A 23,936-nucleotide genomic window follows, 5' to 3' on the forward strand; every position below is an offset into this window, starting at 1 on the left:
GAGATTATTTCGGATATTTTATATACAGAAAAGTTCGTTTGTGCTATTATTGAACATACGGTTATGGCCATTTTAGTTTACATAACCGCTGCATAGAGAAGAGTAGAAAGGCTTTTAGATGCAGAAAAATATAAGTATGAAAGAACTGCCGGATTCAGAAAAACCTTATGAAAGGTGTCTAAAGGACGGCGCAGAAAGTCTGACAGATGCAGAACTTATTGCGGTGGTAATACGGACAGGAAGCCGTCAGGAAAAAGCGGTTGCCCTGGCTCAGCGTATTTTAAAAGTTTCTCCCGGAGGAATTTTGAATCTGGAGTATCTGACGGCAAAAAATCTGCAGAACATTCATGGGATTGGAAAAGTGAAAGCAGTACAGTTAAAATGTGTGGCTGAAATTTCTAAAAGGATCGCAGCTACCAGGAGGGCAGAATCTGTGATTATGCAGGATGCATCTACCATTGCCGCTTATTATATGGAGCGGCTTCGGCATAAGGAGCAGGAACATTTGATTCTTGCCATGTATGACAGTAAGTGCATGTTTTTAAAAGATATTGTGCTGTCAGTAGGAACCTGCAATGCGTCTTTGATTTCGCCCCGGGAGATTTTTGTAAAAGCGCTGACTTATCAGGCAGTATATGTAGTACTGGTTCACAACCACCCAAGTGGAAATCCGGAAGCCAGCAGAGAAGATTATGCCGTCACAAACAGAATAAAAGAGTGTGGGAAATTACTGGGAGTCCCGCTGCTTGACCATATTATTATCGGAGATAACCGGTATTTTAGTTTTCAGGAGCAGGACATCCTATAGAGAAAGGGAGATCATAATGTCTAATGTTTATGGTATTGATTTAGGAACATGTAATCTGAAAGTGTATAACAAACAGTCAGATCAGATTGTAAAAGAAAAAGATACAATCGCAATTATTAATAAAAATCAGATGTATGCCTTTGGAGATGATGCTTACGCTATGTATGAAAAAGCACCGGAAAGTATCAAGGTGTCTTTTCCCATCGTCAGCGGGGTTATCGCCGATTATAATAATATTCAGACCATGATTGGAAGTTTTCTGGAGAAATATACAAAATCAGGACTGAAAGGGTCAGAATATATTATAGCGGTTCCAACGGATATCACAGAAGTAGAGAAAAAGGCTTTTTTTGACCTTTTTTATAAGAGCCAGTATAAGCCGAAATCTGTACTGCTGTGTGATAAACCTATTGCAGATGCCATTGGATTAGGACTTGATGTAAATGAGCCAACAGGTATTATGGTTGTAGATATGGGAGCGGACACAACAGAGATTTCTGTTATTTCTCTGGGCGGTCTGGTTCTTAGCAATCTCCTTCATTTTGGGGGAAACAGAATGGATGAATCCATCATTAATTATCTGAAGCGCAATTTTAATCTTGTAATCGGACAGAAAACAGCCATGCAGTTAAAGGAGCATCTAGGCTGTGCTATGCCGGATGCCGAGGGTTCCATGGAAATCGTAGGACTTGATGTGGTCAGCGGTCTGCCTATTCAGATGGAGGTAACTGCGGATACTGTCTATAATGCTATCAAAGAAAATCTGAATTCACTGTGCAATGCAATCAAGATGATTCTGGAAAAGATTCCGCCGGAGCTGGCAAAGGATATTATTGCTTCCGGAATTTATCTCACCGGAGGAGGTTCAAAAATCGAAAAGCTGGACGATCTGTTTAAGGAGCTGACCAATATCCGGGTGAATACCTGTGAGGATCCGGATGAATGTGTGGCAAGAGGTCTTAGTCTGGTAGTTAAGGACAGTAAATTTAAACATCTGGCCTACAGTATGAAAACGAAAGTGTTTAAATAAGTTTAATGTAAGAGGGCATCTATGAAAGGGAAAAAGAACAATAAATTTCCGGCAAAATATATTTTGTTGATTATGACAGTATTCTGTCTGATCATTATCGGATGCAGTGTGGGCTTTGGGATTTCCAGCGGCCCTGTGGGAAAAGCAGTTGGATATGTAGTGATTCCCATGCAGAAGGGACTTAACAAAATCGGTGACGCTCTGCACCTGGGAAGTGAAAATTTAGCTTCCAAAAAAGAACTTCAAAAGGAAAATGATGAACTAAAGCAGCAGGTAGCCGATCTGGAAGATCAGCTGAGCCGGGTGTCTCTAGAACAGTATGAGCTGGAGAGTTTAAGAGAGCTGTATCAGCTGGATCAGAGTTATGATTCTTATGACAAAACAGCGGCCAACGTAATTGGAAAAGATGCCGGCAACTGGTTTTCTTCTTTTCTAATTGACAAAGGAAGCAAAGACGGGATTGAAATCGGTATGAATGTAATAGCCGACGGCGGTCTGGTTGGAATTGTAACAGATGTAGGAGATAATTATTCGAAAATAAAATCTATCATAGATGATACCAGTAATGTCAGCGGTATGGATTTGTCTACTTCAGATACCTGTATTGTCAGCGGCGGTTTAAAAACAATGAACGAACGCCAGCAGTTAGAAATCTCCGATATGAGAGATAAAGATAATAAGGTAAAAGCAGGAGATCAGATTGTTACATCCAATATCAGTGACCGTTATCTGCCGGGGATCCCCATCGGATACCTGACCGAAGTAGAGACGGATACCAACAAGCTGACAAAATCCGGTTACCTTGCTACTGTTGTAGACTTTGAGCACCTTGAAAAAGTGCTGGTGATTAAACAGACCAAAGATTATTCCGAAGCATTAAAGAAATAAGGGGATACCTATGCGCAGAAAAATTGTTTTAGCAGTGACTATCTTAATATGTTTTTTACTCCAGTCAACAATCTTTCAGAAACTATCTTTTGCCTCCATTTCTCCGAATCTGCTGATTGTGGTTACCGCGGCTTTTGGATTTATGAGAGGTCGGAAAGAGGGATTGTTTGTAGGATTTTTCTGTGGTCTGCTGATGGATCTGTTTTTTGGGTCGGTCCTTGGTATTTATGCCCTTCTATATATGTTTATTGGTTATATCAATGGAATATTCAAGAAAATTTTTTATCCGGAAGATATTAAGCTGCCAATCTTTCTGATTGCAGTCAGTGATCTGTCTTTTAATATAGTGATTTATTTTCTGATGTTCCTGTTCAGATCCAGATTTGAAATTCTTTACTATTTTGTTCATATTATGATTCCGGAACTTGTATATACAATGATTGTAGCTGTTGTAGTTTATTTCCTGCTTTTGAAAGTAAATCAGAAGCTGGAAGAAATAGAAAAAAGGAGTGCAAAAAAGTTTGGTTGATGCAATAAAAGAACTTCTCGTAAAAATAATAAAATCCAGACTGACAGTTCTCTTTCTGGTGATGGTAATTCTGGCGGCGGTTTTGATTCAGCATCTGTTTTCCCTGCAGGTAGTAAATGGTAAGGAATATCAGAACAATTTCACACTGCAGATTGAAAAAACCAGAACCATCAGCGGTACCAGGGGAGATATTTATGACCGGAACGGCAAACTTCTGGCGTCCAATGAACTGTCCTATTCTGTAACAGTAGAAGACAATGGAACCTATAATACAACTTACGAAAAAAACCAGTCCTTGAATCAGGAATTTGATACGCTGATAGATATGATTGAGTCAAATGGTGATGAAATAGTAAAAGATTTTCCAATCGTAATGGATGGAAACGGAAATTACAAATTTACTGTTGAGGGCTCTAGTCTCCAGCGTTTCCGGGCAGATGTATATGGACGGAAAAAAACGTCTGATCTGAAATTTAATAAGGATCTTGATTACGACGAAGCAAAAGCCAGCGCTCAGCAGATTGTAGATTATCTTTGTGCACGGAATAAGTATGATGTCAGACTGGAGGATACTCAGAAGGATTATGAGAAATATCAGGAAAGTGAAAGCCAGACTTCTACTGAAGCCGTATATTATGATAAAACGCGCCGATTTGAGATTATGACACTCCGCTATGCACTGGCACAAAATGCATATCAAAAATATGTGGCAACTCCAATTGCAACAGACGTTTCCAATGAAACCGTTGCTATGGTTAAGGAGAATGCAGACCAGCTGCAGGGTGCAGAAATTTTGGAAGACACCAAACGGGTCTATTATGAGCCGGAATATTATTCCCATATTATTGGATATACTGGAAAAGTTTCCGAAGAAGAATATGAAACCCTTCACGCGGAAGACGAAAGTTATGAGACAACAGATATTGTGGGACGTTCCGGTATTGAAAAGGCCATGGAATCCCAGTTAAAAGGCACAAAAGGGAAAGAAACCGTTTATGTGGACAACCTGGGGAAAGTGCAGAAAATTAAAGATTCCACGGACTCTGCTCCCGGCAATGATGTGTATCTGTCCATTGATGCGGATCTTCAAAAGGCAGTTTATAATCTGCTGGAACAGCAGCTTGCCGGCATTCTATATTCAAAAATCCGGGATGTTAAAAGTACCACTGTAAAAGCATCTTCTGATGTGATTGTCCCCATTTATGATGTATACAAAGCGCTGATAAGCAACAGTGTCATTGACAGCAGCCTGTTTGAAAAAGCAGACGACAGTTCCGTTCAAAAGCAGGTTTATGATACCTTTCAGTCCAAAAAGAAACAGGTCATCCCTCAGATAGAAACACAGCTGAAAAATTCAGATACCCCTTATGAAGATCTGTCAGATGATATGCAAAGCTATGTGAAATATATTGTTTCCTGGCTGCAGGAAACAAAAGTGTTTGATGCGGACAAAGTAGATTCCTCTGACACCGTTTACCAGAACTGGAGGAATGAGAGTATCAGCATCAGAGAATATCTGGAACATGCTATCTCAGAAAAGTGGATTGATATTACCGCATTTAATATCAATGATAAATATGCGGATTCTGAAGAAGTTTATAACGCACTGGTATCTTATATTTCAGAAGAACTCTCAGCCGATGCAGAGTTTGATAAGCTTGTGTATGAATCTCTGATTATGGGTGATTCCATCAGCGGCAGGCAGTTGTGCGTTATTTTGTATGAGCAGGGAGTACTGGATCCGGAGAAAGATAGTGATTACGATTCTGTAAAATCCGGTTCTATGAGTGCTTACTCGTTCCTGCGGAAAAAAATTAAGAATCTGGATATTACACCTGCTCAGCTGGCATTAAATCCCTGTACCGGATCCTGTGTGATTACAAATCCCAAAACAGGAGAGCTTTTGGCCTGTGTCAGCTATCCGGGATATGATAACAATAAACTTGCCAATGTTATGGATTCAGATTATTATAACAAGCTGTATACGGATGGCTCACATCCTCTGTATAACAATGCCACACAGCAGACAACGGCTCCTGGTTCTACCTATAAGATGGTGACCGCAGCTGCGGCTCTCACGGAAGGGATTATTACCCCGTCAACGGAAATCCAGACAAAAGGGCAGTTTGATAAAATTCACCCAAGCCCGAAATGCTGGATTTATCCTTCCAATCACGGCAGTATTAATATTTCTGAGGCTATTAGAGATTCCTGTAACTATTTCTTCTATGATCTTGGTTATCGTCTGAGTTTGTCCGGCGATACCTATAATGAGAAGAAAGGTGTAGATATATTATCGCAGTATGCGAAGGACTTTGGACTGGGCGAAAAAACCGGGCTTGAAATTGATGAAGCCAAAGCCAGTGTTTCGGATGAATATCCGGTTACCACAGCAATCGGACAGAGTAATAATAACTTTACCACTGTTCAGCTGGCCCGTTATGTATCCGCGGTGGCAAATTCAGGAACGGTTTATAATATGACACTTCTGAGTAAGGTGACAGATTCAGATGGGAAAGTATTAGAGACTTACAGTCCCACCGTTAAGAATACCATGGATAACGTTGCTGCTTCTTCCTGGGATGCCATTCATTATGGTATGAAGATGGTAGCAGATACCCACAGCCAGTTTGATGATCTGACTGTACAGGTTGCAGGAAAAACAGGTACTGCACAGCAGGCCAACACCCCGAACCATGCACTTTTTGTAGGATATGCGCCCTATGATGATCCTGAAATTGCTATTGCAACAAGAATTGCATGTGGATATACTTCTTCTAATACAGCGGATTTCGCCGCTAAAGTAATTCAATATTACTTTAATCCGGAAGATAAAGATGAACTGCTGAGTGGAACAGCTGCCAATGTAGACGCTTCTTCCAACAGTGTAAACGATTAAGGAGGATGACAGTATGGCGCTTCCTGTGATTGTAAAAAGTACAAAAAAGGGAATACATCTGGTTTTAAGCAGTGAGGTCAGTTTTGAAGAGCTGCTTTGCAAAATCAGGGAAAAGTTTACAGAATCGAAAGATTTTTTTCAAAATGCAGATTTTGCTATTTCTTTTAGCGGCAGAGTCTTAAATACCGAAGAAGAATGTGCCATTGTAGATGTGGTCTCAGAAAGCTGCGGAGCAAATATTGTCTGCATTTTAGAGGAAAATGATCTGCTGGACGACTATATTTCTGAAAAACTGCAGCAGATTCATGATGAGAAACTAATGAAAAGCGGTCAGTTTTTCAAAGGGAACGTACAGTCTGGAGAAACCCTGGAAAGTGACAGCAGCGTTATTGTAATGGGGAGTGTACTCTCCGGCGGAAAAGTGATATCAAAGGGAAATATTATTGTGCTTGGCTCTCTTTGCGGTTATGCTTTTGCGGGAGCCAGCGGAAACAGCAGCGCATTTATCTGTGCTTTGGACTTTGCTTCCGAGAATATCCGGATTGCTGACGCCGTATATAAAAATACAAAGGTATCTCTGGGAGGATTCAGAAAAAAGAAAAAAGCTTCTTCCCAGGTCGCAGTTGCAAAAGATAACAGAATTATGATAGAACCTCTTACAAAAGGATATTTAAACAGTATTTAGAATTCAGGAGGATTTTGCATGAGCGAAGTGATTGTTGTGACATCCGGAAAAGGTGGTGTCGGAAAGACAACGACAACGGCAAATGTAGGTACCGGACTTGCAAAACTGGGAAAAAAGGTGGTTATGATAGACACCGACATCGGATTACGGAATCTGGATGTAGTGATGGGGCTTGAAAACAGGATTGTCTATAACCTGGTTGACGTGATCGAAGGAAGCTGCAGGGTTAAGCAGGCTTTAATTAGAGATAAAAAATACGATTCTTTGTATTTGATGCCATCCGCCCAGACCAGGGATAAAAATGCAGTCAATCCGGAACAGATGAAAAAATTAACAGAGGAACTAAAGGAAGAATTTGATTATATTATTCTGGACTGTCCGGCCGGCATTGAACAGGGATTTTTAAATGCCATTGCAGGCGCAGACAGAGCTCTTGTTATTACTACACCGGAGGTATCTGCTATTCGTGATGCAGACCGTATCATCGGACTATTAGAGGCCAACGGAGTACGGGATTCCAAGCTTGTGGTGAACCGTATCCGGCCGGATTTAATCCGCCGGGGAGATATGATGTCCATTGACGATGTGTCGGAAATACTGGCAATTGATCTAATCGGAGCTGTCCCGGATGATGAAAATATCGTAATTTCTACAAATCAGGGGAATCCTCTAGTTGGAACGGATTCTCCCGCCGGACAGGCTTATATGAATATCAGCCGGAGAGTGACAGGCGAACGGGTTGCGTATTTAAATCTGGCGCCGAAAAAGCGGTTTTTCAGGAGAAAACAGAAAGGGCATCGTAAATAGGAGGATTTCGTATGAAAAAGTTTCTTTTCTTTAAACGAAAGACTTCTGGAAATATTGCCAGAGAACGACTGAAAATACTCCTGGTTGCAGACCGAATGAATTTTTCATCTGATCTTACAGAACGCATACAGCGGGATCTGATACGTTGTATGTCTAAATATCTGGAGCTGGATGAAAAGGGCGTTCATATTCAGTTTGAACAGCCAAATAAAGATAAAGGTTCCGGGACATCCTATATTAATGCAAAGATTCCGGTCATAAGTATGAAACAGATAAGATAAGAAAAAAGGAAGTACCATGTTTAAACAGTATCAGTTAAAAAATTATAGATTTCGCCTGGTAGCATACGTTATTGTACTTTGTATCATTGGAATTCTGGTAGTTGGAAGTGCAAGAGAAGGATATCAGACAAAACAGATCATCGGCGTTGTGGGCGGAATTATCTGTATGGCGGTTGTATCGCTGATTGATTACAAATATATACTGCGGTTCTGGCCGTTGATTTATTTACTGATCATCCTTTTACTTGCAAGCGTTTATGTTCTGGGCAAGGATGCAAACGGTGCCACCAGATGGATTGCCATCGGAGGGTTTCAATTTCAGCCGTCAGAGTTCTGCAAAGTTTTGATTATATGTTTTTTTGCAGCTTTTTTCACCAGGTACCGGGACTATCTGGATACCTGGAAGATGCTTGGCATCTCACTGGTTCTTGCTGCAATTCCGCTTTTGCTGATTGTAAAGCAGCCAAACCTTTCCACAACAATAATCGTTACATTGATTTTTATTACGCTCTTGTTTATTGCGGGATTAAGTTATAAAATAATAGTAACAATACTAGCGGCAGGTATTCCTGTTACCATTGTGGGACTGATTCTGCTTGTGAATCAGGTTCTGCCGCTGGAAGATTACCAGTATCAGCGTATTCTTGCCTGGCTTCAGCCTGAGAAATATGCAGATAGTGCTTATCAGCAGACAAATTCAATTATGGCCATCGCCTCCGGACAGCTCTGGGGAAAGGGACTGAATAATAATTCCATAGCATCCGTGAAAAATGCAAATTTTATTTCAGAGCCCCAGACAGACTTTATTTTTGCAATTATAGGCGAAGAGCTGGGATTTGTAGGGTGCATCATAGTAATTATCCTGCTGTTTTTAATTGTAATAGAATGCATTTTAATTGCACGCAGAGCCCACGGTCTTGCAGGACGTTTAATCTGCTGCGGGGTTGCTGCATGGATTGGCTTTCAGGGATTTGTAAATGTCTGTGTTGCCACCGGACTGATGCCTAATACAGGTTTGCCTCTGCCTTTTGTAAGCTATGGATTAACGTCGCTGGTCAGTCTTTTTATTGGAATAGGTTTAGTACTGAATGTGGGCCTGCAGCCCAGAAAATATGGATCGGGGGATAATATATAATGAATGTAGGATTAATAGCGCATGATTCTAAGAAGAAGCTGATGCAGAATTTCTGCATTGCTTACCGCGGAATCCTTGGGAAGCATAAATTATTTGCAACCGGAACAACCGGTCGTCTGATTGAAGAAGCAACCAATTTAAATGTTCACAAATATCTGCCGGGTCCCCTTGGGGGAGAATATCAGCTTTGGGCTGATATCGAAGGGAATTATATGGATATGGTTATTTTTTTAAGAGATTCCCTGTCTCCTAAGGTACATGAACCGGATGTGGACAAAACAGTAAAACTTTGTGATACTCACAATATACCGCTGGCAACAAATGTTGCCACAGCTGAGCTTTTAATTCATGCATTAGACAGAGGAGACCTTGACTGGCGTGAAATGTATAAATAAACTGATAGCTGTGCTCCTGTCCGGAGCATTTATAATACTTCCTGTCAGCGGATGCACAAACCAGAAGGAAAGCATCAAAGATGCTTATAATGTTTACAATACTTCTGCCCAGTATGGCCTGACCCAGGCAGAGGCCGATAATATGATCAAACCTTTTGCCCAGGATTTGTGTATTGCAGGATTTGATAATACAGAAAGTGATGATGTTTTATCAGAAGCAGCCGAAGGTGCAGGTGTTTTTCTGATCTCCGATAAGACAGCTTCTTATACTCAAAACGTACATGAAAAGCTTTATCCGGCCAGTACAACAAAGATACTGACAGCTTACATAGCTTTAAAATATGGAGACTTAGACCAGACAGTTACTGTTTCAGAGGAATCTCAGAAGGGACTAGATCCAAGTTCTTCTGTATGCGGTGTTCAGGCAGGAGATCAGCTGACACTGAAAGACCTTCTATACGGTCTAATGCTTTGCAGTGGAAATGACGCTGCGGAAGCCATTGCAGAAACAATTTCCGGGAGCAGGGAAAAATTTGCTGATTTAATGAATCAGGAGGCATTAGCTCTTGGAGCTACAGATTCTCATTTCGTCAATGCCCATGGATTGCCGGATGAAGACCACTATACAAGTGTATATGATCTATATCTGATTTTTCAGGTAGCTGTAAAGAATGAGCAGTTTGTGGAAATTATAAATGCAAAAGAATATGATGCCGTATATAAAGATAAAGACAGTCAGACCGTTGAGAAAAAATGGAAAAATACAAACAAGTATCTTACAGGTGAAGAAGCACAGCCGGAAGGTGTGACGGTGATCGGTGGAAAAACAGGTACTACAAAAGATGCCGGATACTGTCTGGTGCTGTTAAGCGAAAACAGAAAAAAACAGCCGGTTATTTCGATTGTTCTGAAAGCAGATGGACGTTCAGATTTGTATCTGCTGATGTCTCAGATGTTGTCTAATTTTTCTAATTAACAGTTGTATTTTAAATGTGGATATACTATAATATTTTTATAAAAAACTGCTTGAAACTTAACAAATGTTACAAAATTTTAGAATTGTTAGACGTGGAAAGGCAGGGTGTAGGAGGACAAAACCATGGTTGAAATTATTGCCGGCGAAAAAGGAAAAGGTAAAACTAAATATTTATTAGAGAAGGTAAATAATTCCGTTCAGACAGTGACCGGAAATATTGTATATCTTGATAAAAGTCAGAAACATATGCATGAATTAAGTAATAAAGTCCGTCTGATCAATGTGGCCGATTATCCGGTTACAAATTGTGATGAATTTCTTGGATTTATCTGTGGAATCGTTTCCCAGGATTATGATTTACAGGAGATGTACCTTGACAGCTTCCTGACAATTGCAAATATTGAAAAAGAAGATATTACACATGCAATCGAAAAATTGGATATTATCAGTGAAAAATATAATGTTAAATTTGTTTTAAGCGTTTCCAGAAACGAAGTTGATCTGCCTGAGTGCGCAAAGGCAAAACTGATTGTTTCTTTATAAATGATAACTGATTCAGGTGTCTTAAGTGCAGCTTAAGACACCTTATTTTTTGCGGGAATGAATGCGTCCGAAAGCGCTGATCATATAAAGTCCTCCAATTCCCACAAGGGCGTAAATCACTCTTGTCAGCCAGGACATGTTTCCAAAAAGAAATGCAACCAGGTCAAAACGGAAAAAACCGATAAGTCCCCAGTTAATGGCGCCGATAATTACAAGTGCCAGTAAAACGTTATCTAAAAATTTTGTATTCATAAAAGCTCCTCCTTTTGTAATAGTTTTTCACATTTTCTGGAAATTATACAGAAAATGAAAGTAGTTTAGGTGAATTGTATGGTTAAGAAAAAGAAAATCGTTAAATATAAAAAACCTCTGCATATTAATATCGGTATTGTAGTATTTGCAGTGATACTTATCTATTTTTGCGTATATTTATTTTCCTATCTGACGGCGAAACACATCGCTGTCTATGAAGTACAGAAAGGACAGATTGCCCAGACGAATATTTATACCGGATTAATTTTGAGAGATGAAACGGTTGTATATGCGGATAGTGCAGGCTCAATTAATTATTATATCAAAGAGGGAGATAAGGCAGGGAAAAATGATCTGGTATGCTCCCTTGACCAGAAGGGAACGATTTCTGAACAGATCAGTAAAGCAGGACTTGACGGCACCAAGCTGGATAAAAAAAGTCTGTCAGCTATTGAAAATTCCATTGAAACATATATAGCAGAATGTTCCGATATGACTTTTTACAATGTGTATTCATTTAAAAACAGTATTGATTCCCAGGTTCAGGAAGCGCTGTATTTAGATGCATTAGAAAGTCTTACAGATCAAACCCAAAAGGCTGTAAAAAATCAGACATTTGCATTTGAAAACTCACCCACAGATGGTGTGGTTGCTTTTTATACGGACGGATATGAGGAAATTACCGGGGAAACTTTTAAAAACTCTATGTTTGATCCTTCTTCTTACTCCAAAAACAATTTAAAAAACAGTGAGAAAGTGTCAAATGGACAGGCTTTGTATAAACTTTCTACCAGTGAGGACTGGGAGATCCTGGTACCCATTGACGATGAAATGGCTAAAAACTTAAAGGATGAAGAGTATGTAACGGTTACTTTCCGCAAAGATGGAACAACAGCCACTCCTTCCATGAAAATGAAAGATTATGACGGACAGCAGTACCTGATTCTTTCCTTTAACAGCTCTATGGTCAGATTTATTTCGGATCGCTATGTAGAGCTGGAGATTGGAACCAATCATAAGAGTGGACTTAAAATTCCGAATACTTCTATTGTTGAAAAAGAATTTTATGTAATTCCCAAAACATATCTGACCTATGGGGATGATGATTCCCAGCCTGGTGTTTTGAAAGTAAACAGCAAAAAGGGAAAATCTTCTGTGGAATTTATATCCACTGATTTATACTATGAAACGGAAACTTCCTATTATATTGACGAAACGGATTTGCAATCCGGTGATGTGATACAAAAGGAAGGCTCTTCAGATCAGTACACGCTGCAGAAGACAGCTAAATTAAAAGGAGTTTACAACATTAATAAAGGATATGCAGTATTTAAACAAATTGATATTCTTTCCAAAAATGAAGAGTATTCGATTTTGAAAACAGGAACAAGTTATGGTTTATCGCTATACGATCATATTGCGTTAAATGGAAATGAAATATCAGAAGGTGAATTGATTAATTAGCAGGAGGGATGTTCTGTGTTAAAAGAGAATTTAAAACAGGTAGAGGAAAATATATGCAGCGCCTGTAAGAGGGCCGGCCGTTCTAGAGATGAAGTAACATTGATTGCTGTCAGTAAAACAAAACCGGTGGAAATGTTAAAAGAAGTTTATGATCAGGGAATCCGAGTATTTGGAGAAAATAAAGTCCAGGAAATGATGGACAAACAGGAAGTGCTTCCATCGGATATTCAGTGGCATATGATCGGACATCTTCAAAGAAATAAAGTAAAGTATCTCATTGGAAAAACGGCGTTAATTCACTCTGTGGATTCTCTGCGTCTGGCAGAAGAGATTAACCGTTTATCGGAAAAAAATGATGTTGTTACAAAAATTCTAGTTGAGGTAAATATTGCCAGTGAAGAGACAAAATTTGGCACCTCCCGTGAGGATGCAGTGAAACTGGTGGAACATATTTCCAGACTTTCCAATCTCAGGGTGGAGGGCCTGATGACCATTGCTCCTTATGTTGAAAATGCGGAAGATAACCGACAATATTTTAAAGAAATCAGGAAATTATCTGTTGACATAAAACAAAAAAACATTGATAATGTATCTATGAGCACTCTGTCCATGGGTATGACAGGGGACTATATGGTTGCGATAGAAGAAGGCGCTACAATGGTTCGGGTTGGGACAGGTATTTTCGGCGCCAGAGACTATAGCATCTAACAGGAAAGAAAGATAGGAGAGTAATATTAATGGCTTTTTTTGATAAAATGTTAAATGCAATGCGTTTGAATTCAGAGGATGACGAGGATGATTTCTACAATGATGACTATTTAGATGAAGAAGATGATGAATACGAGGCTCCTGCCAGACGAAGAAGCTTCCGCAGGGAAAAAGAAGTGGAAGAGGACGAAGAGTTTTTTGAGAAGAAATCTGCTGCAAGAGAACGTGAGAAATCAGCTGCACCGAAGGTTTCACCAAAAATCACACCGATGCGTCCGACAAAGAAAGCACAGGGGGGAAGTGTTCCAATGGAAGTATGTGTAATTAAACCGACAAGTGTAGAAGATGCCAGAGAGATTACAGAAACATTATTAAACAACCGTACCGTTGTTTTGAATCTAGAAGGGCTGGATTTGGATATTGCTCAGCGAATCATTGATTTTACATCAGGTTCCTGCTTTGCCATTGACGGAAATCTTCAGAAAATCTCAAATTATATTTTCATCGTTACACCGGCAGCTGTAGACATTTCCGGTGATTTCCAGAATATTATGGATGCGTTTGATGTATCTTCTATTCAGACAGATATTTAGAAAGTATATTCGCCAGTCAGTTGGTAGATAAATATCACTGGCTGGTTTTTTTGATTTTACAGGAAGCAATCTCCTGTAAGAATTTTAAAGCAGGATTCATTTTTGCTGAAATAATTGAAAAAGAGGTTGTAAAATGTTATGAGCAGAAGTATTCAGGTAAATTATAACGGACTGCCCTGTTATGAGATTGTAATTCAGCATGATTTTCATCTGCTGGCTTCTAAAATAAAGGAACTTGGATATTTAAAATCTACAAAAATATGCGTTGTTACAGATACAAATGTGGAACCTCTGTATCTGGAGGCAATACATAAGGAACTTGGCACGATTTTTGATACTGTTACATCATTTGTATTTCCGGCGGGTGAAGAGCAGAAAAACTTAGAAACCATCGGCCAAATTTATGAGAAATTGATTCTGGAGCATTTTGACAGAAAAGACCTCCTTGTTGCTTTGGGGGGCGGAGTATGCGGTGACATGTGCGGATTTGCGGCAGCAACTTATCTGCGGGGGATAGACTTTATACAGGTTCCTACTACACTGCTTTCGCAGGTGGACAGCAGTATTGGTGGCAAGACCGGTGTGGATTTCAGACAATATAAAAATATGGTGGGAGCATTTTATCAGCCAAGACTGGTGTATATGAATATCAGCACCTTAAAGGATTTACCTAAGGACCATTTTTATGCCGGGCTGGGGGAAATATTAAAGCATGGACTAATCAAAGATAATTCCTATTTTCAATGGATGATTCAGCACCGGCAGGAAATTCTTAACAGATCACCGGAAGTTTTAGAGGAAATGATTGCAGTCAGCTGTAATATTAAGCGTGAAGTAGTAGAACAGGATCCGAAAGAGCAGGGAGAACGAGCACTGTTAAACTTTGGTCATACCCTTGGTCATGCCATTGAAAAATTATCAGATTTTAAACTGATTCACGGATTCTGCGTGTCTATTGGGATTGCTGCTGCCTGTGAGCTCAGTGTTATCAAAGGAAACATTACAGCAGAAGAGAAGCAGAGAATCTGTCAGGTTCTTCAGTCCTTTCATCTGCCGGTAACGGCATCTGTATCTTCTGCGGAAAGTGTTTTGGAAGCATCAAAACATGATAAAAAAATGGAAGCAGGTAAGATTAAGTTTATTCTACTTTGCGCTCCTGGCAAAGCTTATATTGAAAGATCTGTTTCAGATGAAGAGTTGTTAAAGGCCATTCAAAGTATTGAAAAAAAATAAGTGAATGATTGAGTGAATTTATGAAGAAAAATATTAAGATTTGTTATAATGTAATAGGGGTTGTTGCTTTTTTTGTTTTAATTTTGATTGATCAGATTACCAAAAAGGCTGCTGTACTGCACTTAAAGGATCAGCAGCCCATAGACCTGATTCGGAATGTTTTTCAGCTTTATTATCTTGAAAACAGAGGGGCAGCTTTCGGTATTATGCAGGGACGTAAACCGTTTTTTATTGCTATTACAATTGTTATTCTAATTGTGATTGTATATATTTATGCCAGAATGCCTGCTCACAAAAGGTTTGTTTTATTAAGAGTACTTCTTGTTTTGATAGCAGCTGGAGCCGTGGGAAACTTTATAGACCGGTTTCTTCAGGGATATGTAGTTGACTTTTTCTATTTTTCTGCTATTAATTTTCCTGTATTTAATGTAGCAGATATTTATGTAACATGTTCCGCGGTCATATTGATATTGACAGTTTTGTTTTATTATAAGGATCAGGATCTAAAAGAACTTGGAAACTCACTAAAACCGGGAGTGAAATCTCATGACAGATCAAAATAACCGACAGACCTTTGAGGTGACAGAAGAATTTGAGGACTGCAGACTGGATAAATTTTTATCTGTCTTGTATGAAGGACAGTCACGAACATTTTTTCAGAAGCTGATCAAAGACGGAAATGTGATGATTAATGATCAGACAGTCACTAAAAACAGTTTTAAAGTGTCTGGGGATGATATTATCTCTGTGACTGTACCTGAGGTCCAGTCTCTGGATATTCTTCCGGAAAATATTCCGCTGGATATTTTGTATGAAGATGCAGATATTTTGGTTGTAAATAAGGCAAAGGGCATGGTTGTTCATCCATCTGCCGGACATTATACCGGAACCCTTGTAAATGCCGTAATGTATCATTGTCAGAACAGCTTATCCGGTATCAATGGTGTGATACGTCCTGGAATTGTACACCGGATAGATAAAGATACAACGGGCTCGCTGATCATATGTAAAAATGATACTGCGCATACAGAGATTGCAAAACAGATAAAAGAGCACACCGTTATAAGAAAATACCGGGGAATAGTCCTGGGAAATGTAAAAGAGGATACCGGTAAAATTGAAGGTCTGATTGGCAGACATCCTGTCCACCGCAAAAAAATGGCTGTGGTAGAAACAAATGGAAAATCTGCAGTTACACATTATAAAGTAATAGAAAGATTTCAAAAATATACATATATGGAATTTCAGCTAGAGACAGGAAGGACACACCAGATACGTGTGCATATGGCAAGTATTTGCCATCCCTTACTAGGAGACACCGTCTATGGACCGGAAAAGCAGCCTGTAAAGGGACTAGAAGGCCAGACGCTTCATGCAATGACCATTGGTTTCATTCATCCATCCAGCAGGGAATATATAGAAATTGAGGCACCATTGCCGGCTTACTTTAAGGAGTTGCTGGCTAAATTAAAATAAACAACAAAAGAAGGGAGATTTATTATGGAAAACAAAAATACTGCGGCTATTATTGCATTGGTTTTAGGATTGGTGGGGATTATTGCCTGGCTGATTCCATTATTTGGATATCCGGTTACCATTATTGCAATCGTATTTGGTGTAAAAGGCCGGAAAATAGATTTTCAGAAAGGGATGGCAACTGCCGGACTGGTGCTGGGAATTATTTTCTTGGTATTTTCAGTACTGAATTCAATTGCCGGAATCGTTTTAAACTCAATGATTAGAAGTATTATCTAAAAACTTTTACCTGCTTTAACTTAACTTTCATTCTTTCATTTTAACTAGTTTTAAGTGAATTGAAGTTAGATCAGGCGTTTTTTGACAGCTGACCAATGGATTTTAGATAAAGTCCGGTCAGCTGTGTTTTTTTTGTATTCAACTATTCGTTAAAGCTGTCTTTTGCGAATAGTTGTGTGGAACCGTGCACTAGTACTATTCAGATATTATGTATCATGGGTCGTCAATGAATCGCTGATACAATCATATTTTATAATTCTTCTGAATCTAATATGATTGTAAAAGGTCCGTCGTTTACAAGCTCTACTTTCATATCAGCGCCAAAGCTTCCAGTTTCTACATGAGGGATTTCCTGTCTGGATTTTTGAATCATATATTCATAAAGTTTGTTTGCATGCTCCGGATTGCCGGCTTTTATAAAAGACGGACGATTCCCTTTTTTACAATCTGCATATAATGTAAACTGAGAAATTAATAACAATTCTCCTGACACATCTTTTAAAGACAGGTTTGTTTTTCCGTTTTCATCTGCAAAAATTCTAAGTCCCAGCATTTTCTTTACCATTTTATCGGCGATTGCTTCTGTGTCATTTTCACAGATGCCCATAAGTACCGCATATCCCTGATGGATTTTTCCGATAACAATTTGATCTACAGTTACCTGTGCACGTTCTACACGTTGAATTACAAATTTCATATTAAAATATACCTCCGCCTGTATTATTATCTAAATTATTTTATATAATTTATCATAATTTTTTCTTTTTTGATTGCTCTCCTGCAAAAGCTGCAATCGTCTCTTATTTTAACAGCTATATTCTTGAAAGTAAACTTGCAGTCGTGTATAATACACTAATGTTTATACAATATTTACTTTTAAGCATATCACAAATACTATAAGAATTTATTTGAAATAAGATGGAGTTACAATATTTATGAAATTACAACAATTACTCAGCTATACAAGAAAGGCCGTTGAGGATTATCGGATGATAGATGACGGGGATAAAATTGCAGTTGGTATTTCTGGCGGCAAGGACTCTCTCACGCTTCTGTATGCACTGCATGGCCTGAAGCGTTTTTATCCTAAAAAATTTGATCTGATTGCAGTCACTGTTGACCTTGGTTTTGATGGATTTGATTTATCTCCTGTAAGAAGTTTATGTGAGGAACTAAACGTGCCTTATGTTGTTGTTCCTTCTGAAATTGGAAAGATCATTTTTCAGGAAAGAAAAGAGTCAAATCCATGCTCTCTTTGTGCCAAAATGAGGAAAGGCGCTTTAAATCAGGCTGTAAAAGAGCTTGGCTGTAATAAGGTAGCATATGCTCATCATAAAGATGATATTGTGGAAACAATGTTTTTATCACTTATATATGAGGGGCGTTTCCACTCTTTTTCTCCGAAAACTTATCTGGACCGTATGGATTTAACAGTTATCCGGCCGATGATGTATGTGCTGGAAGCTGATGTGATAGGTTTTAAGAATAAATATCAGCTTCCCATTGTAAAAAATCCATGCCTTGCAGACGGAAAAACCAAGCGGGAATATGCAAAACAGCTGGTGCGACAGATTAATAGTGAAAATCCGGGGGCAAAAGAAAGAATGTTTACGGCTATCATCAGTCAGAATCTGGATGGATGGCCCCAGCGTGCTTTTCCATATAAAAAAGGGAAAAGAAATGAATAAAACTGTCTCAAAATAAGTGATGATTGAATGATTCTTTTAAAGGGGGAAACAGATCATGAGAGAACGTGCATATCATGAGAGTATAAATATTCAGAATGAAAAAAAGCTTCGTGTATTGCTGGAAGGTCTTCCAGGATTTTGCAGAGAGTTTTTTATTGGAATTGAATCCTCTACTTCTTCCAGGACAAGAATCGCCTATGCATATGATCTAGGAGTATTTTTTGAATTTCTACATGAAACCAACAGTTACTGTGCAAAGCTTCCAATCGAAAAATTTCCATTAGATCTTCTAGAACGTATTACTTCTTTTGATATTGAAGAATATCTTCAATATTTAAAATACTATGAGCATGAAGGTGTGGAACATACCAATGATGAACGGGGATTAATGAGGAAGCTGGCAAGTCTTCGGAGTTTCTATAATTATTATTTCAGAAAAGAACTGATTGAGAAAAATCCTGCGGCCCTTGTAAAAATGCCTAAAATCCATGAGAAAAATATTGTCCGGCTTGATATTGATGAGATCGCTCTTTTGCTGGATGAGGTTGAAAATGGGGATAAATTAACGGAACGCCAGAAAATGTACCATAATAAAACAAAAAATCGAGATTTAGCCATGCTGACACTGCTGCTGGGCACAGGTATCCGGGTTTCTGAATGTGTTGGACTTAATATCACAGATATTGATGAAAAAAATAATGGCATTAAAATCCATCGAAAAGGCGGCGCCGAGGTTATGGTGTATTTTGGGGATGAAGTTGCCGAAGCTTTAGATGTTTATCTGGATGAACGGCTGCAGATAAAACCTCAGGAAGGTCATACTGAGGCATTGTTTTTATCATTGCAGAACCGCAGGATCAGTGTCCGGTCTGTTGAAAATCTTGTAAAGAAATATGCCCGGCTTGTTACTACTGTAAAAAATATTACACCGCACAAATTAAGAAGTACATACGGCACGAATCTGTATCGTGAAACCGGGGATATTTATCTGGTAGCGGATGTTCTGGGGCATAAAGATGTAAATACTACAAAAAAGCACTATGCAGCCCAGGCAGATGAACGCCGGAGAATGGCTGCAAAGTCAGTTAGATTAAGAGAAAAAGATAGAAATTAAAGTTCTATACGTTCCAGGTCATCAGGAATATAAAGGTTTCCGTGAAACCATTTACTACTCTCTTTTCCATACAGTATTTTTCTGCAGGCAAGGTTTTTATCTTCTGTATGATATAAAATCAAATTCTCTGCTCCAAGACGTTCAGCCAGCTGCCCAGCTTCAGCAGCCGTTGAATGATGCTTTTCATGAGGTTTAAATTCGAAAGCTTCAGATTCCAGGCAAAAAGCTTCATGCATCAGCCATTTGCTTCCAGAAACCAGATCTTTTTCAGAATCATTGTATGGTTCATCGCCACAGCAGGAAAGTTTTTCTTTATCGTTTAAATATAACGTGAAACCAAATTGAGAAGCTTTGGTTGAATGAATATCAAAGAAAATAATCCGTCGGTCCAGAATCCTCTGCTCTTCCCTGTCTTTTATGGAAATGAACAAAAGCCGGTCTCCAATAAACCTGGATTCTTTTTTATTCAACAGCGTCTGACATAAATAATCCAGTATCTGAATTACTTCCCTGCCGGCATAAAGCCGGACGTCTTGTTCCAATATTTTTTTGTTCATCTGCTGGCAGATTGCGCGGATAACCCAGATAATACCTAAAATATGATCTATATGTTTATGAGTTACAAATATATCATGGATGTCTCTTAAATCAATATCTGCAGACTTTAACTGCTTTAAAATTGTATTTCCGCCGCCTCCGTCAACCAGAAAATGTTTATGATCTTCTGACAGCACAAAACAGGTATTATAACATTCAGTAACAAGAGCATGACCGGTTCCTAACATTGTTAACTGCAAAATGCTTCTCTCTCCTTTTTCATTCCATTATAAAATACTGTATTATCAGAGAAACAGAAATATTATATCCGAAATATTATTTCCAGCCGATAGAATGCTTTCTGTCTGTGATGTATTTCAAATAGTATTTTCAGATACTACTGTATTATGTGTATATTATACTATATGACCGGTGTTTTGGCTACTTTCCTGTACCACTGTAATATGGAATTGTAAGATAAGAACCGGAATGGATGGTGTCGTCTGTCAGGTGGTTGATGGATTTGATTTCATCAATGTAATCCTGCTTATTATCAAATTCTTCACACATATAAGTATCTGCTATGCTCCAGAGGGTATCACCCTCTTTTACTTCAATAGATTTGTAATAAAGCTCTTCCTGATATTCCGTTGCTGCATTGGTTCTGGAAGAATTTAAAATACTGCTTCCAAGCAGAATCCCGGCAATGATAACGGAAAAAGTAATAAAAACCAGAAAGGTCTGTTTTTTTAGTCTGTATAATAAATGATTACGGTTTGTTCTGTAAACTGGCATAATTTTAATCTCCTTTGTAAAATAAACTGAAAGCAATCGCGAACATTTGTTTGCCTCTTGATTATACAAAACAAACGTTCGCTTGTCAATAGAAAAAAACGAACATATTTTCGGAATATATGTTTGCTTTTTGCGTGTAACTATGTTATTCTATTTGTAATGAATAGACTTGATAAATAAAGGAGATTTTTATGGCACAGGGAAAGATCACACCAAAACAGAAGGAAATATTGGAATATATTAAAAATGAGATTTTAAGCAGAGGGTACCCGCCTGCTGTACGTGAGATTTGTGAGGCGGTAAAGTTAAAGTCCACTTCTTCTGTTCATGCACATTTGGAGACTCTGGAAAAGAACGGATATATTCGAAGAGATCCCACAAAGCCCCGTGCTATTGAGATTGTAGATGATACATTTAATCTGGTGCGCCGTGAGATGGTAAATGTTCCTGTAATAGGAAAAGTTGCAGCCGGTTCTCCAATTCTGGCTGCAGAAAATATTGAAAGTTATTTTCCCGTTCCGTCTGAATTTATGCCAAATGCAGAAACATTTATTTTAAAGGTACAGGGTGAAAGCATGGTGAATGCCGGTATCTTAGATGGTGATGGGATTCTTATCAAAAAGCAGTCCACTGCCAGAAACGGGGATATGGTTGTGGCTTTAATTGATGATTCTGCTACCGTAAAGACATTTTATAAAGAGGATGGACACTATCGTCTTCAGCCGGAAAATGATTTTATGGATCCTATTATTGTTCCGGAAGTTACAATACTTGGAAAAGTATTTGGGGTATTTCGATTTTTCCAGTAAAACTTATTTTATGTGAGAATACACCGGCAGGAAATAAGTTTTATTTCATCTCCACATGAGTGTGCTTCTCCACGGGTATTTTAGTTACAATTAAATATAGCATCACAGGCGGCATTTCTGATTCCAGATTCCAGTACAGGAAAACACAGAAATGCCGTTTTTATATTTGTTTTGCTGATGTTATTTTATCTTATCTATCTCGATTTTCTTTACGGTTCAATATCTGTCGGATTTCTATGGTATAATCATTATGTTCAAACGTTTAAACAAAAAGGAGGTTTGCCTGTGGAAAATACGATTGAGGATATAAAACGGCTGGAAGAAGAATTTAAAGCTTGTCAAAGAATCTTGACAGCAATCGGTGATGAAACAAGGCAGCACCTGTTATGTATTATGCTGCGGGGGGAATGCAGGGGAAACCGTGTTATAGATATTGCACAGAAAATGAATCTGTCTCGTCCGGCTGTATCGCACCATATGCAGATATTAAAAGATGCCGGTATTGTAAAGGCACGCAAGGAAAGTACATGTATCTACTATTACTTAGATCCGGAGGGAAGCGAAATCAGCAATTTGATTACATTATTTTGTGATGTTCAGGAAATTATGAAAAATGCTCCGGACAGAAATGACATTAATGATTAAATTTGAATTTCATTCATTGATGCCAGATGATATCCTGACATTTTAACAGTATGCTATAAGAATGGGAGGAATAAAAACATGGATTTATTACAGGCAATGAAGGAAAGACATTCTGTCCGCTCATATACAGACCGGCCGATAGAGGGAAAAATAAAAGAGGATCTGCTATCTTTTATTGAACAATGTAATAAAGAAAGCGGATTACATCTGCAGCTGATTTTAGATGAGCCGGATGCCTTTAACGGCTTTATGGCACATTACGGAAAGTTTTCAGGTGTTAAAAATTATATTGCAGTCATTGGAAAAAATCAATATCTGTTATGGTTCTATAACAGCAAAAAACAGCGTCTTTGAACTTTCAGAGCCGCTGTTTTTTAGTAATACTAAGAGTGTATAAGGTTTAGTGGTTTAACACTGACTTTGCAATATTTTTATGATACTGTAAAAAGTAAAGATATTATAATTCCTCAATGGAGATAAATTTTCCGTCCTTCCAGATTCGTTCCAGATCATAAAACAGTCGGTCTTCTTTGGAAAACAGGTGAATAATAATATCTTTATAATCCATTAAAATCCAGCTGGAATTTTGATTTCCTTCTTTTTGAGAACAATGATAGCCGGATTTATAAAGTGCTTCTTGTGCGGCATCTACCATTGCCTGCAGCTGATTAACATTAGATCCGCTGGCAATTACAAAGTAATCTGCAATCACTGAAATATCACGGATATCAATGATCTGAATATCTTCTGCTTTTTTTTCTTCTAATGCCTGATAGGCAAGTTTCGCCATTTCTTTTGATTGTTCTGTCAAGGTAGTCTCTCCTTTTTTTAATTTAGTTTTATAATATTCGTAAACCTTAAGGGTTGTCTCATCCATAGTACTCTTCTGCTGTTTTAAGTAAGCAATGGTGTCCTTTGCAATCTCATACACAGCCCTGTCAAGATCCTGGCAGGCTATTTTTCTGATCTCCTCCAGATGAGGAGCCTGGTCTCTGTTTGGCTCAATATAATCTGCCACATATATGATTTTATCCAGAAGATTCATTTTAGGACAGCCGGTTGTATGAACTAAAATGGCATGAAGGATTTCAGAATCTGTAATTTTGTAAATTTTTCTGGCACAAATTGCACCGCACTTTGCATGAAGCAAAGAGGGATTTTCTAACTCTGTTTCTGAGATGGCAAGTCCATATTCCCTGCAGAGACGGATTTTTTTCTCATTGCTAAGCGATTTTGCACAGTCATGCAAAAGGCCGGCATACTGAGCCTTTTGGGGATCATAATGGTAAATTTCTGCCAGCTTTCTGGCTGTTTCCATAACGCCAAGGGTATGAATATAGCGGTTGGTTTTCAGCTCTTCTTTCAAC

29 protein-coding genes and 1 pseudogene are annotated in these 23,936 nt (G+C 38.6%); 24 read left to right on the forward strand and 6 right to left on the reverse strand.

What is annotated here, in order from left to right; translation table 11 throughout:
* The first annotated feature begins 118 nt into the window (after positions 1–118).
* From radC to OCV88_RS02620, 12 genes are all read left to right on the forward strand, one after another.
* Positions 119–808, forward strand: coding sequence for a RadC family protein (gene radC, locus OCV88_RS02565; RefSeq protein WP_158424067.1), 690 nt, complete (start codon positions 119–121; stop codon positions 806–808).
* A 13-nt stretch (positions 809–821) separates the two neighbouring features.
* The gene (locus OCV88_RS02570; RefSeq protein ID WP_158424405.1) at positions 822–1,838 is read left to right on the forward strand and encodes a rod shape-determining protein; all 1,017 of its coding nucleotides are present in this window, start codon (positions 822–824) and stop codon (positions 1,836–1,838) included.
* 21 nt (positions 1,839–1,859) lie between these two features.
* Positions 1,860–2,726: a rod shape-determining protein MreC gene (mreC, locus tag OCV88_RS02575; RefSeq protein ID WP_158424068.1), complete on the forward strand. Its 867-nt coding sequence runs from the start codon at positions 1,860–1,862 to the stop codon at positions 2,724–2,726.
* A 10-nt stretch (positions 2,727–2,736) separates the two neighbouring features.
* Complete coding sequence (gene mreD / locus OCV88_RS02580) at positions 2,737–3,255, forward strand: rod shape-determining protein MreD (RefSeq protein WP_158424069.1); 519 nt, start codon at positions 2,737–2,739, stop codon at positions 3,253–3,255.
* Entirely contained in the window at positions 3,248–6,154 is a 2,907-nt protein-coding gene (locus OCV88_RS02585) for a penicillin-binding transpeptidase domain-containing protein (protein WP_262590608.1), read from the forward strand. Before mreD ends, OCV88_RS02585 begins: the two co-directional genes overlap by 8 nt.
* A 13-nt stretch (positions 6,155–6,167) precedes the next feature.
* On the forward strand, positions 6,168–6,839 hold the full coding sequence (locus OCV88_RS02590) for a septum site-determining protein MinC (protein ID WP_158424070.1): 672 nt from the start codon (positions 6,168–6,170) through the stop codon (positions 6,837–6,839).
* Positions 6,840–6,857: 18 nt separating this feature from the next.
* Positions 6,858–7,646 carry a septum site-determining protein MinD gene (minD, locus tag OCV88_RS02595; protein WP_158424071.1) on the forward strand — a complete coding sequence of 263 codons (789 nt, stop codon included), beginning with the start codon at positions 6,858–6,860 and terminating at the stop codon, positions 7,644–7,646.
* A gap of 11 nt (positions 7,647–7,657) precedes the next feature.
* Positions 7,658–7,927: a cell division topological specificity factor MinE gene (gene minE, locus OCV88_RS02600; RefSeq protein WP_158424072.1), complete on the forward strand. Its 270-nt coding sequence runs from the start codon at positions 7,658–7,660 to the stop codon at positions 7,925–7,927.
* Positions 7,928–7,943: 16 nt separating this feature from the next.
* The gene (locus OCV88_RS02605; protein ID WP_158424073.1) at positions 7,944–9,062 is read left to right on the forward strand and encodes an FtsW/RodA/SpoVE family cell cycle protein; all 1,119 of its coding nucleotides are present in this window, start codon (positions 7,944–7,946) and stop codon (positions 9,060–9,062) included.
* A complete protein-coding gene (locus tag OCV88_RS02610) occupies positions 9,062–9,457 on the forward strand; it encodes a methylglyoxal synthase (protein ID WP_158424074.1) in 396 nt (131 codons plus the stop codon). The genes OCV88_RS02605 and OCV88_RS02610 overlap by 1 nt, the downstream gene beginning before the upstream one ends.
* A complete protein-coding gene (locus OCV88_RS02615) occupies positions 9,441–10,433 on the forward strand; it encodes a D-alanyl-D-alanine carboxypeptidase family protein (RefSeq protein ID WP_262590609.1) in 993 nt (330 codons plus the stop codon). The genes OCV88_RS02610 and OCV88_RS02615 overlap by 17 nt, the downstream gene beginning before the upstream one ends.
* Positions 10,434–10,556: 123 nt before the next feature.
* Complete coding sequence (locus OCV88_RS02620; protein WP_158424075.1) at positions 10,557–10,976, forward strand: twitching motility protein PilT; 420 nt, start codon at positions 10,557–10,559, stop codon at positions 10,974–10,976.
* A 42-nt stretch (positions 10,977–11,018) separates the two neighbouring features.
* On the opposite strand, the gene OCV88_RS02625 is transcribed toward OCV88_RS02620, so the two are convergent.
* Entirely contained in the window at positions 11,019–11,228 is a 210-nt protein-coding gene (locus tag OCV88_RS02625) for a DUF378 domain-containing protein (RefSeq protein ID WP_158424076.1), read from the reverse strand.
* Between the two features lie 78 nt (positions 11,229–11,306).
* On the opposite strand from OCV88_RS02625, the gene OCV88_RS02630 reads away from it, so the two are divergent.
* The 7 genes from OCV88_RS02630 (at position 11,307) to OCV88_RS02660 (ending at position 16,981) form a co-directional block, all read left to right on the forward strand.
* Positions 11,307–12,692 carry a biotin/lipoyl attachment domain-containing protein gene (locus OCV88_RS02630; protein WP_158424077.1) on the forward strand — a complete coding sequence of 462 codons (1,386 nt, stop codon included), beginning with the start codon at positions 11,307–11,309 and terminating at the stop codon, positions 12,690–12,692.
* 15 nt (positions 12,693–12,707) lie between these two features.
* The gene (locus OCV88_RS02635) at positions 12,708–13,400 is read left to right on the forward strand and encodes a YggS family pyridoxal phosphate-dependent enzyme (protein ID WP_158424078.1); all 693 of its coding nucleotides are present in this window, start codon (positions 12,708–12,710) and stop codon (positions 13,398–13,400) included.
* Positions 13,401–13,429: 29 nt separating this feature from the next.
* A complete protein-coding gene (locus tag OCV88_RS02640; protein ID WP_158424079.1) occupies positions 13,430–13,993 on the forward strand; it encodes a cell division protein SepF in 564 nt (187 codons plus the stop codon).
* A gap of 138 nt (positions 13,994–14,131) precedes the next feature.
* Positions 14,132–15,226, forward strand: coding sequence for a 3-dehydroquinate synthase (gene aroB, locus OCV88_RS02645; protein ID WP_158424080.1), 1,095 nt, complete (start codon positions 14,132–14,134; stop codon positions 15,224–15,226).
* A gap of 20 nt (positions 15,227–15,246) precedes the next feature.
* Positions 15,247–15,789, forward strand: a complete 543-nt coding sequence (gene lspA / locus OCV88_RS02650) for a signal peptidase II (protein ID WP_158424081.1) — start codon at positions 15,247–15,249, stop codon at positions 15,787–15,789.
* On the forward strand, positions 15,773–16,702 hold the full coding sequence (locus OCV88_RS02655; RefSeq protein ID WP_158424082.1) for an RluA family pseudouridine synthase: 930 nt from the start codon (positions 15,773–15,775) through the stop codon (positions 16,700–16,702). Before lspA ends, OCV88_RS02655 begins: the two co-directional genes overlap by 17 nt.
* A 24-nt stretch (positions 16,703–16,726) precedes the next feature.
* Positions 16,727–16,981 carry a DUF3810 domain-containing protein gene (locus OCV88_RS02660; protein WP_158424083.1) on the forward strand — a complete coding sequence of 85 codons (255 nt, stop codon included), beginning with the start codon at positions 16,727–16,729 and terminating at the stop codon, positions 16,979–16,981.
* Positions 16,982–17,231: 250 nt separating this feature from the next.
* Here the strand turns inward: OCV88_RS02660 and dtd are convergent, their stop codons facing one another.
* Complete coding sequence (gene dtd, locus OCV88_RS02665) at positions 17,232–17,678, reverse strand: D-aminoacyl-tRNA deacylase (RefSeq protein WP_158424084.1); 447 nt, start codon at positions 17,676–17,678, stop codon at positions 17,232–17,234.
* Positions 17,679–17,916: 238 nt separating this feature from the next.
* Between dtd and OCV88_RS02670 the strand changes: the two genes are divergently transcribed.
* A complete protein-coding gene (locus OCV88_RS02670) occupies positions 17,917–18,669 on the forward strand; it encodes a tRNA 2-thiocytidine biosynthesis TtcA family protein (protein WP_158424085.1) in 753 nt (250 codons plus the stop codon).
* A 55-nt stretch (positions 18,670–18,724) separates the two neighbouring features.
* Complete coding sequence (locus OCV88_RS02675; RefSeq protein WP_158424086.1) at positions 18,725–19,783, forward strand: tyrosine-type recombinase/integrase; 1,059 nt, start codon at positions 18,725–18,727, stop codon at positions 19,781–19,783.
* Here OCV88_RS02675 and OCV88_RS02680 read toward each other — a convergent pair.
* Both OCV88_RS02680 and yneA read right to left on the reverse strand, forming a co-directional pair.
* A complete protein-coding gene (locus OCV88_RS02680) occupies positions 19,780–20,580 on the reverse strand; it encodes an MBL fold metallo-hydrolase (protein ID WP_158424087.1) in 801 nt (266 codons plus the stop codon). The two genes, OCV88_RS02675 and OCV88_RS02680, sit on opposite strands and share 4 nt — an antisense overlap.
* Positions 20,581–20,761: 181 nt before the next feature.
* The gene (gene yneA, locus OCV88_RS02685; protein WP_158424088.1) at positions 20,762–21,115 is read right to left on the reverse strand and encodes a cell division suppressor protein YneA; all 354 of its coding nucleotides are present in this window, start codon (positions 21,113–21,115) and stop codon (positions 20,762–20,764) included.
* 191 nt (positions 21,116–21,306) lie between these two features.
* On the opposite strand from yneA, the gene lexA reads away from it, so the two are divergent.
* From lexA to OCV88_RS02700, 3 genes are all read left to right on the forward strand, one after another.
* Positions 21,307–21,924: a transcriptional repressor LexA gene (gene lexA, locus OCV88_RS02690; RefSeq protein ID WP_158424089.1), complete on the forward strand. Its 618-nt coding sequence runs from the start codon at positions 21,307–21,309 to the stop codon at positions 21,922–21,924.
* A 285-nt stretch (positions 21,925–22,209) separates the two neighbouring features.
* Positions 22,210–22,569, forward strand: a complete 360-nt coding sequence (locus tag OCV88_RS02695) for an ArsR/SmtB family transcription factor (RefSeq protein ID WP_158424090.1) — start codon at positions 22,210–22,212, stop codon at positions 22,567–22,569.
* 78 nt (positions 22,570–22,647) lie between these two features.
* Positions 22,648–22,923, forward strand: coding sequence for a nitroreductase family protein (locus tag OCV88_RS02700; RefSeq protein WP_158424091.1), 276 nt, complete (start codon positions 22,648–22,650; stop codon positions 22,921–22,923).
* A 103-nt stretch (positions 22,924–23,026) separates the two neighbouring features.
* Here OCV88_RS02700 and rsfS read toward each other — a convergent pair whose 3' ends face one another.
* Together rsfS and yqeK are read right to left on the reverse strand one after the other, a co-directional pair.
* A complete protein-coding gene (gene rsfS, locus OCV88_RS16055; protein ID WP_262590708.1) occupies positions 23,027–23,359 on the reverse strand; it encodes a ribosome silencing factor in 333 nt (110 codons plus the stop codon).
* A 129-nt stretch (positions 23,360–23,488) separates the two neighbouring features.
* Positions 23,489–23,887 (reverse strand): annotated as a pseudogene (gene yqeK, locus OCV88_RS16060) (bis(5'-nucleosyl)-tetraphosphatase (symmetrical) YqeK); the annotation flags it as partial.
* Between the last annotated feature and the right edge of the window lie 49 nt (positions 23,888–23,936).

This window comes from Brotonthovivens ammoniilytica (assembly GCF_025566885.1).
GTDB lineage: Bacteria > Bacillota > Clostridia > Lachnospirales > Lachnospiraceae > Brotonthovivens > Brotonthovivens ammoniilytica.

Excerpts from the sequence above, each read along its gene's own strand:
- mreD (WP_158424069.1), top strand. The coding sequence starts at position 2,737 with ATGCGCAGAAAAATTGTTTTAGCAGTGACTATCTTAATATGTTTTTTA.
- OCV88_RS02675 (WP_158424086.1), top strand. The coding sequence starts at position 18,725 with ATGAGAGAACGTGCATATCATGAGAGTATAAATATTCAGAATGAAAAA.
- OCV88_RS02630 (WP_158424077.1), top strand. The coding sequence starts at position 11,307 with ATGGTTAAGAAAAAGAAAATCGTTAAATATAAAAAACCTCTGCATATT.
- OCV88_RS02700 (WP_158424091.1), top strand. The coding sequence starts at position 22,648 with ATGGATTTATTACAGGCAATGAAGGAAAGACATTCTGTCCGCTCATAT.
- OCV88_RS02610 (WP_158424074.1), top strand. The coding sequence starts at position 9,062 with ATGAATGTAGGATTAATAGCGCATGATTCTAAGAAGAAGCTGATGCAG.
- OCV88_RS02620 (WP_158424075.1), top strand. The coding sequence starts at position 10,557 with ATGGTTGAAATTATTGCCGGCGAAAAAGGAAAAGGTAAAACTAAATAT.
- minE (WP_158424072.1), top strand. The coding sequence starts at position 7,658 with ATGAAAAAGTTTCTTTTCTTTAAACGAAAGACTTCTGGAAATATTGCC.
- yneA (WP_158424088.1), bottom strand. The coding sequence starts at position 21,115 with ATGCCAGTTTACAGAACAAACCGTAATCATTTATTATACAGACTAAAA.
- OCV88_RS02670 (WP_158424085.1), top strand. The coding sequence starts at position 17,917 with ATGAAATTACAACAATTACTCAGCTATACAAGAAAGGCCGTTGAGGAT.
- OCV88_RS02655 (WP_158424082.1), top strand. The coding sequence starts at position 15,773 with ATGACAGATCAAAATAACCGACAGACCTTTGAGGTGACAGAAGAATTT.
- lexA (WP_158424089.1), top strand. The coding sequence starts at position 21,307 with ATGGCACAGGGAAAGATCACACCAAAACAGAAGGAAATATTGGAATAT.
- aroB (WP_158424080.1), top strand. The coding sequence starts at position 14,132 with ATGAGCAGAAGTATTCAGGTAAATTATAACGGACTGCCCTGTTATGAG.
- rsfS (WP_262590708.1), bottom strand. The coding sequence starts at position 23,359 with ATGGCGAAACTTGCCTATCAGGCATTAGAAGAAAAAAAAGCAGAAGAT.
- OCV88_RS02605 (WP_158424073.1), top strand. The coding sequence starts at position 7,944 with ATGTTTAAACAGTATCAGTTAAAAAATTATAGATTTCGCCTGGTAGCA.
- OCV88_RS02590 (WP_158424070.1), top strand. The coding sequence starts at position 6,168 with ATGGCGCTTCCTGTGATTGTAAAAAGTACAAAAAAGGGAATACATCTG.
- mreC (WP_158424068.1), top strand. The coding sequence starts at position 1,860 with ATGAAAGGGAAAAAGAACAATAAATTTCCGGCAAAATATATTTTGTTG.
- minD (WP_158424071.1), top strand. The coding sequence starts at position 6,858 with ATGAGCGAAGTGATTGTTGTGACATCCGGAAAAGGTGGTGTCGGAAAG.
- dtd (WP_158424084.1), bottom strand. The coding sequence starts at position 17,678 with ATGAAATTTGTAATTCAACGTGTAGAACGTGCACAGGTAACTGTAGAT.
- OCV88_RS02660 (WP_158424083.1), top strand. The coding sequence starts at position 16,727 with ATGGAAAACAAAAATACTGCGGCTATTATTGCATTGGTTTTAGGATTG.
- OCV88_RS02640 (WP_158424079.1), top strand. The coding sequence starts at position 13,430 with ATGGCTTTTTTTGATAAAATGTTAAATGCAATGCGTTTGAATTCAGAG.
- radC (WP_158424067.1), top strand. The coding sequence starts at position 119 with ATGCAGAAAAATATAAGTATGAAAGAACTGCCGGATTCAGAAAAACCT.
- lspA (WP_158424081.1), top strand. The coding sequence starts at position 15,247 with ATGAAGAAAAATATTAAGATTTGTTATAATGTAATAGGGGTTGTTGCT.
- OCV88_RS02625 (WP_158424076.1), bottom strand. The coding sequence starts at position 11,228 with ATGAATACAAAATTTTTAGATAACGTTTTACTGGCACTTGTAATTATC.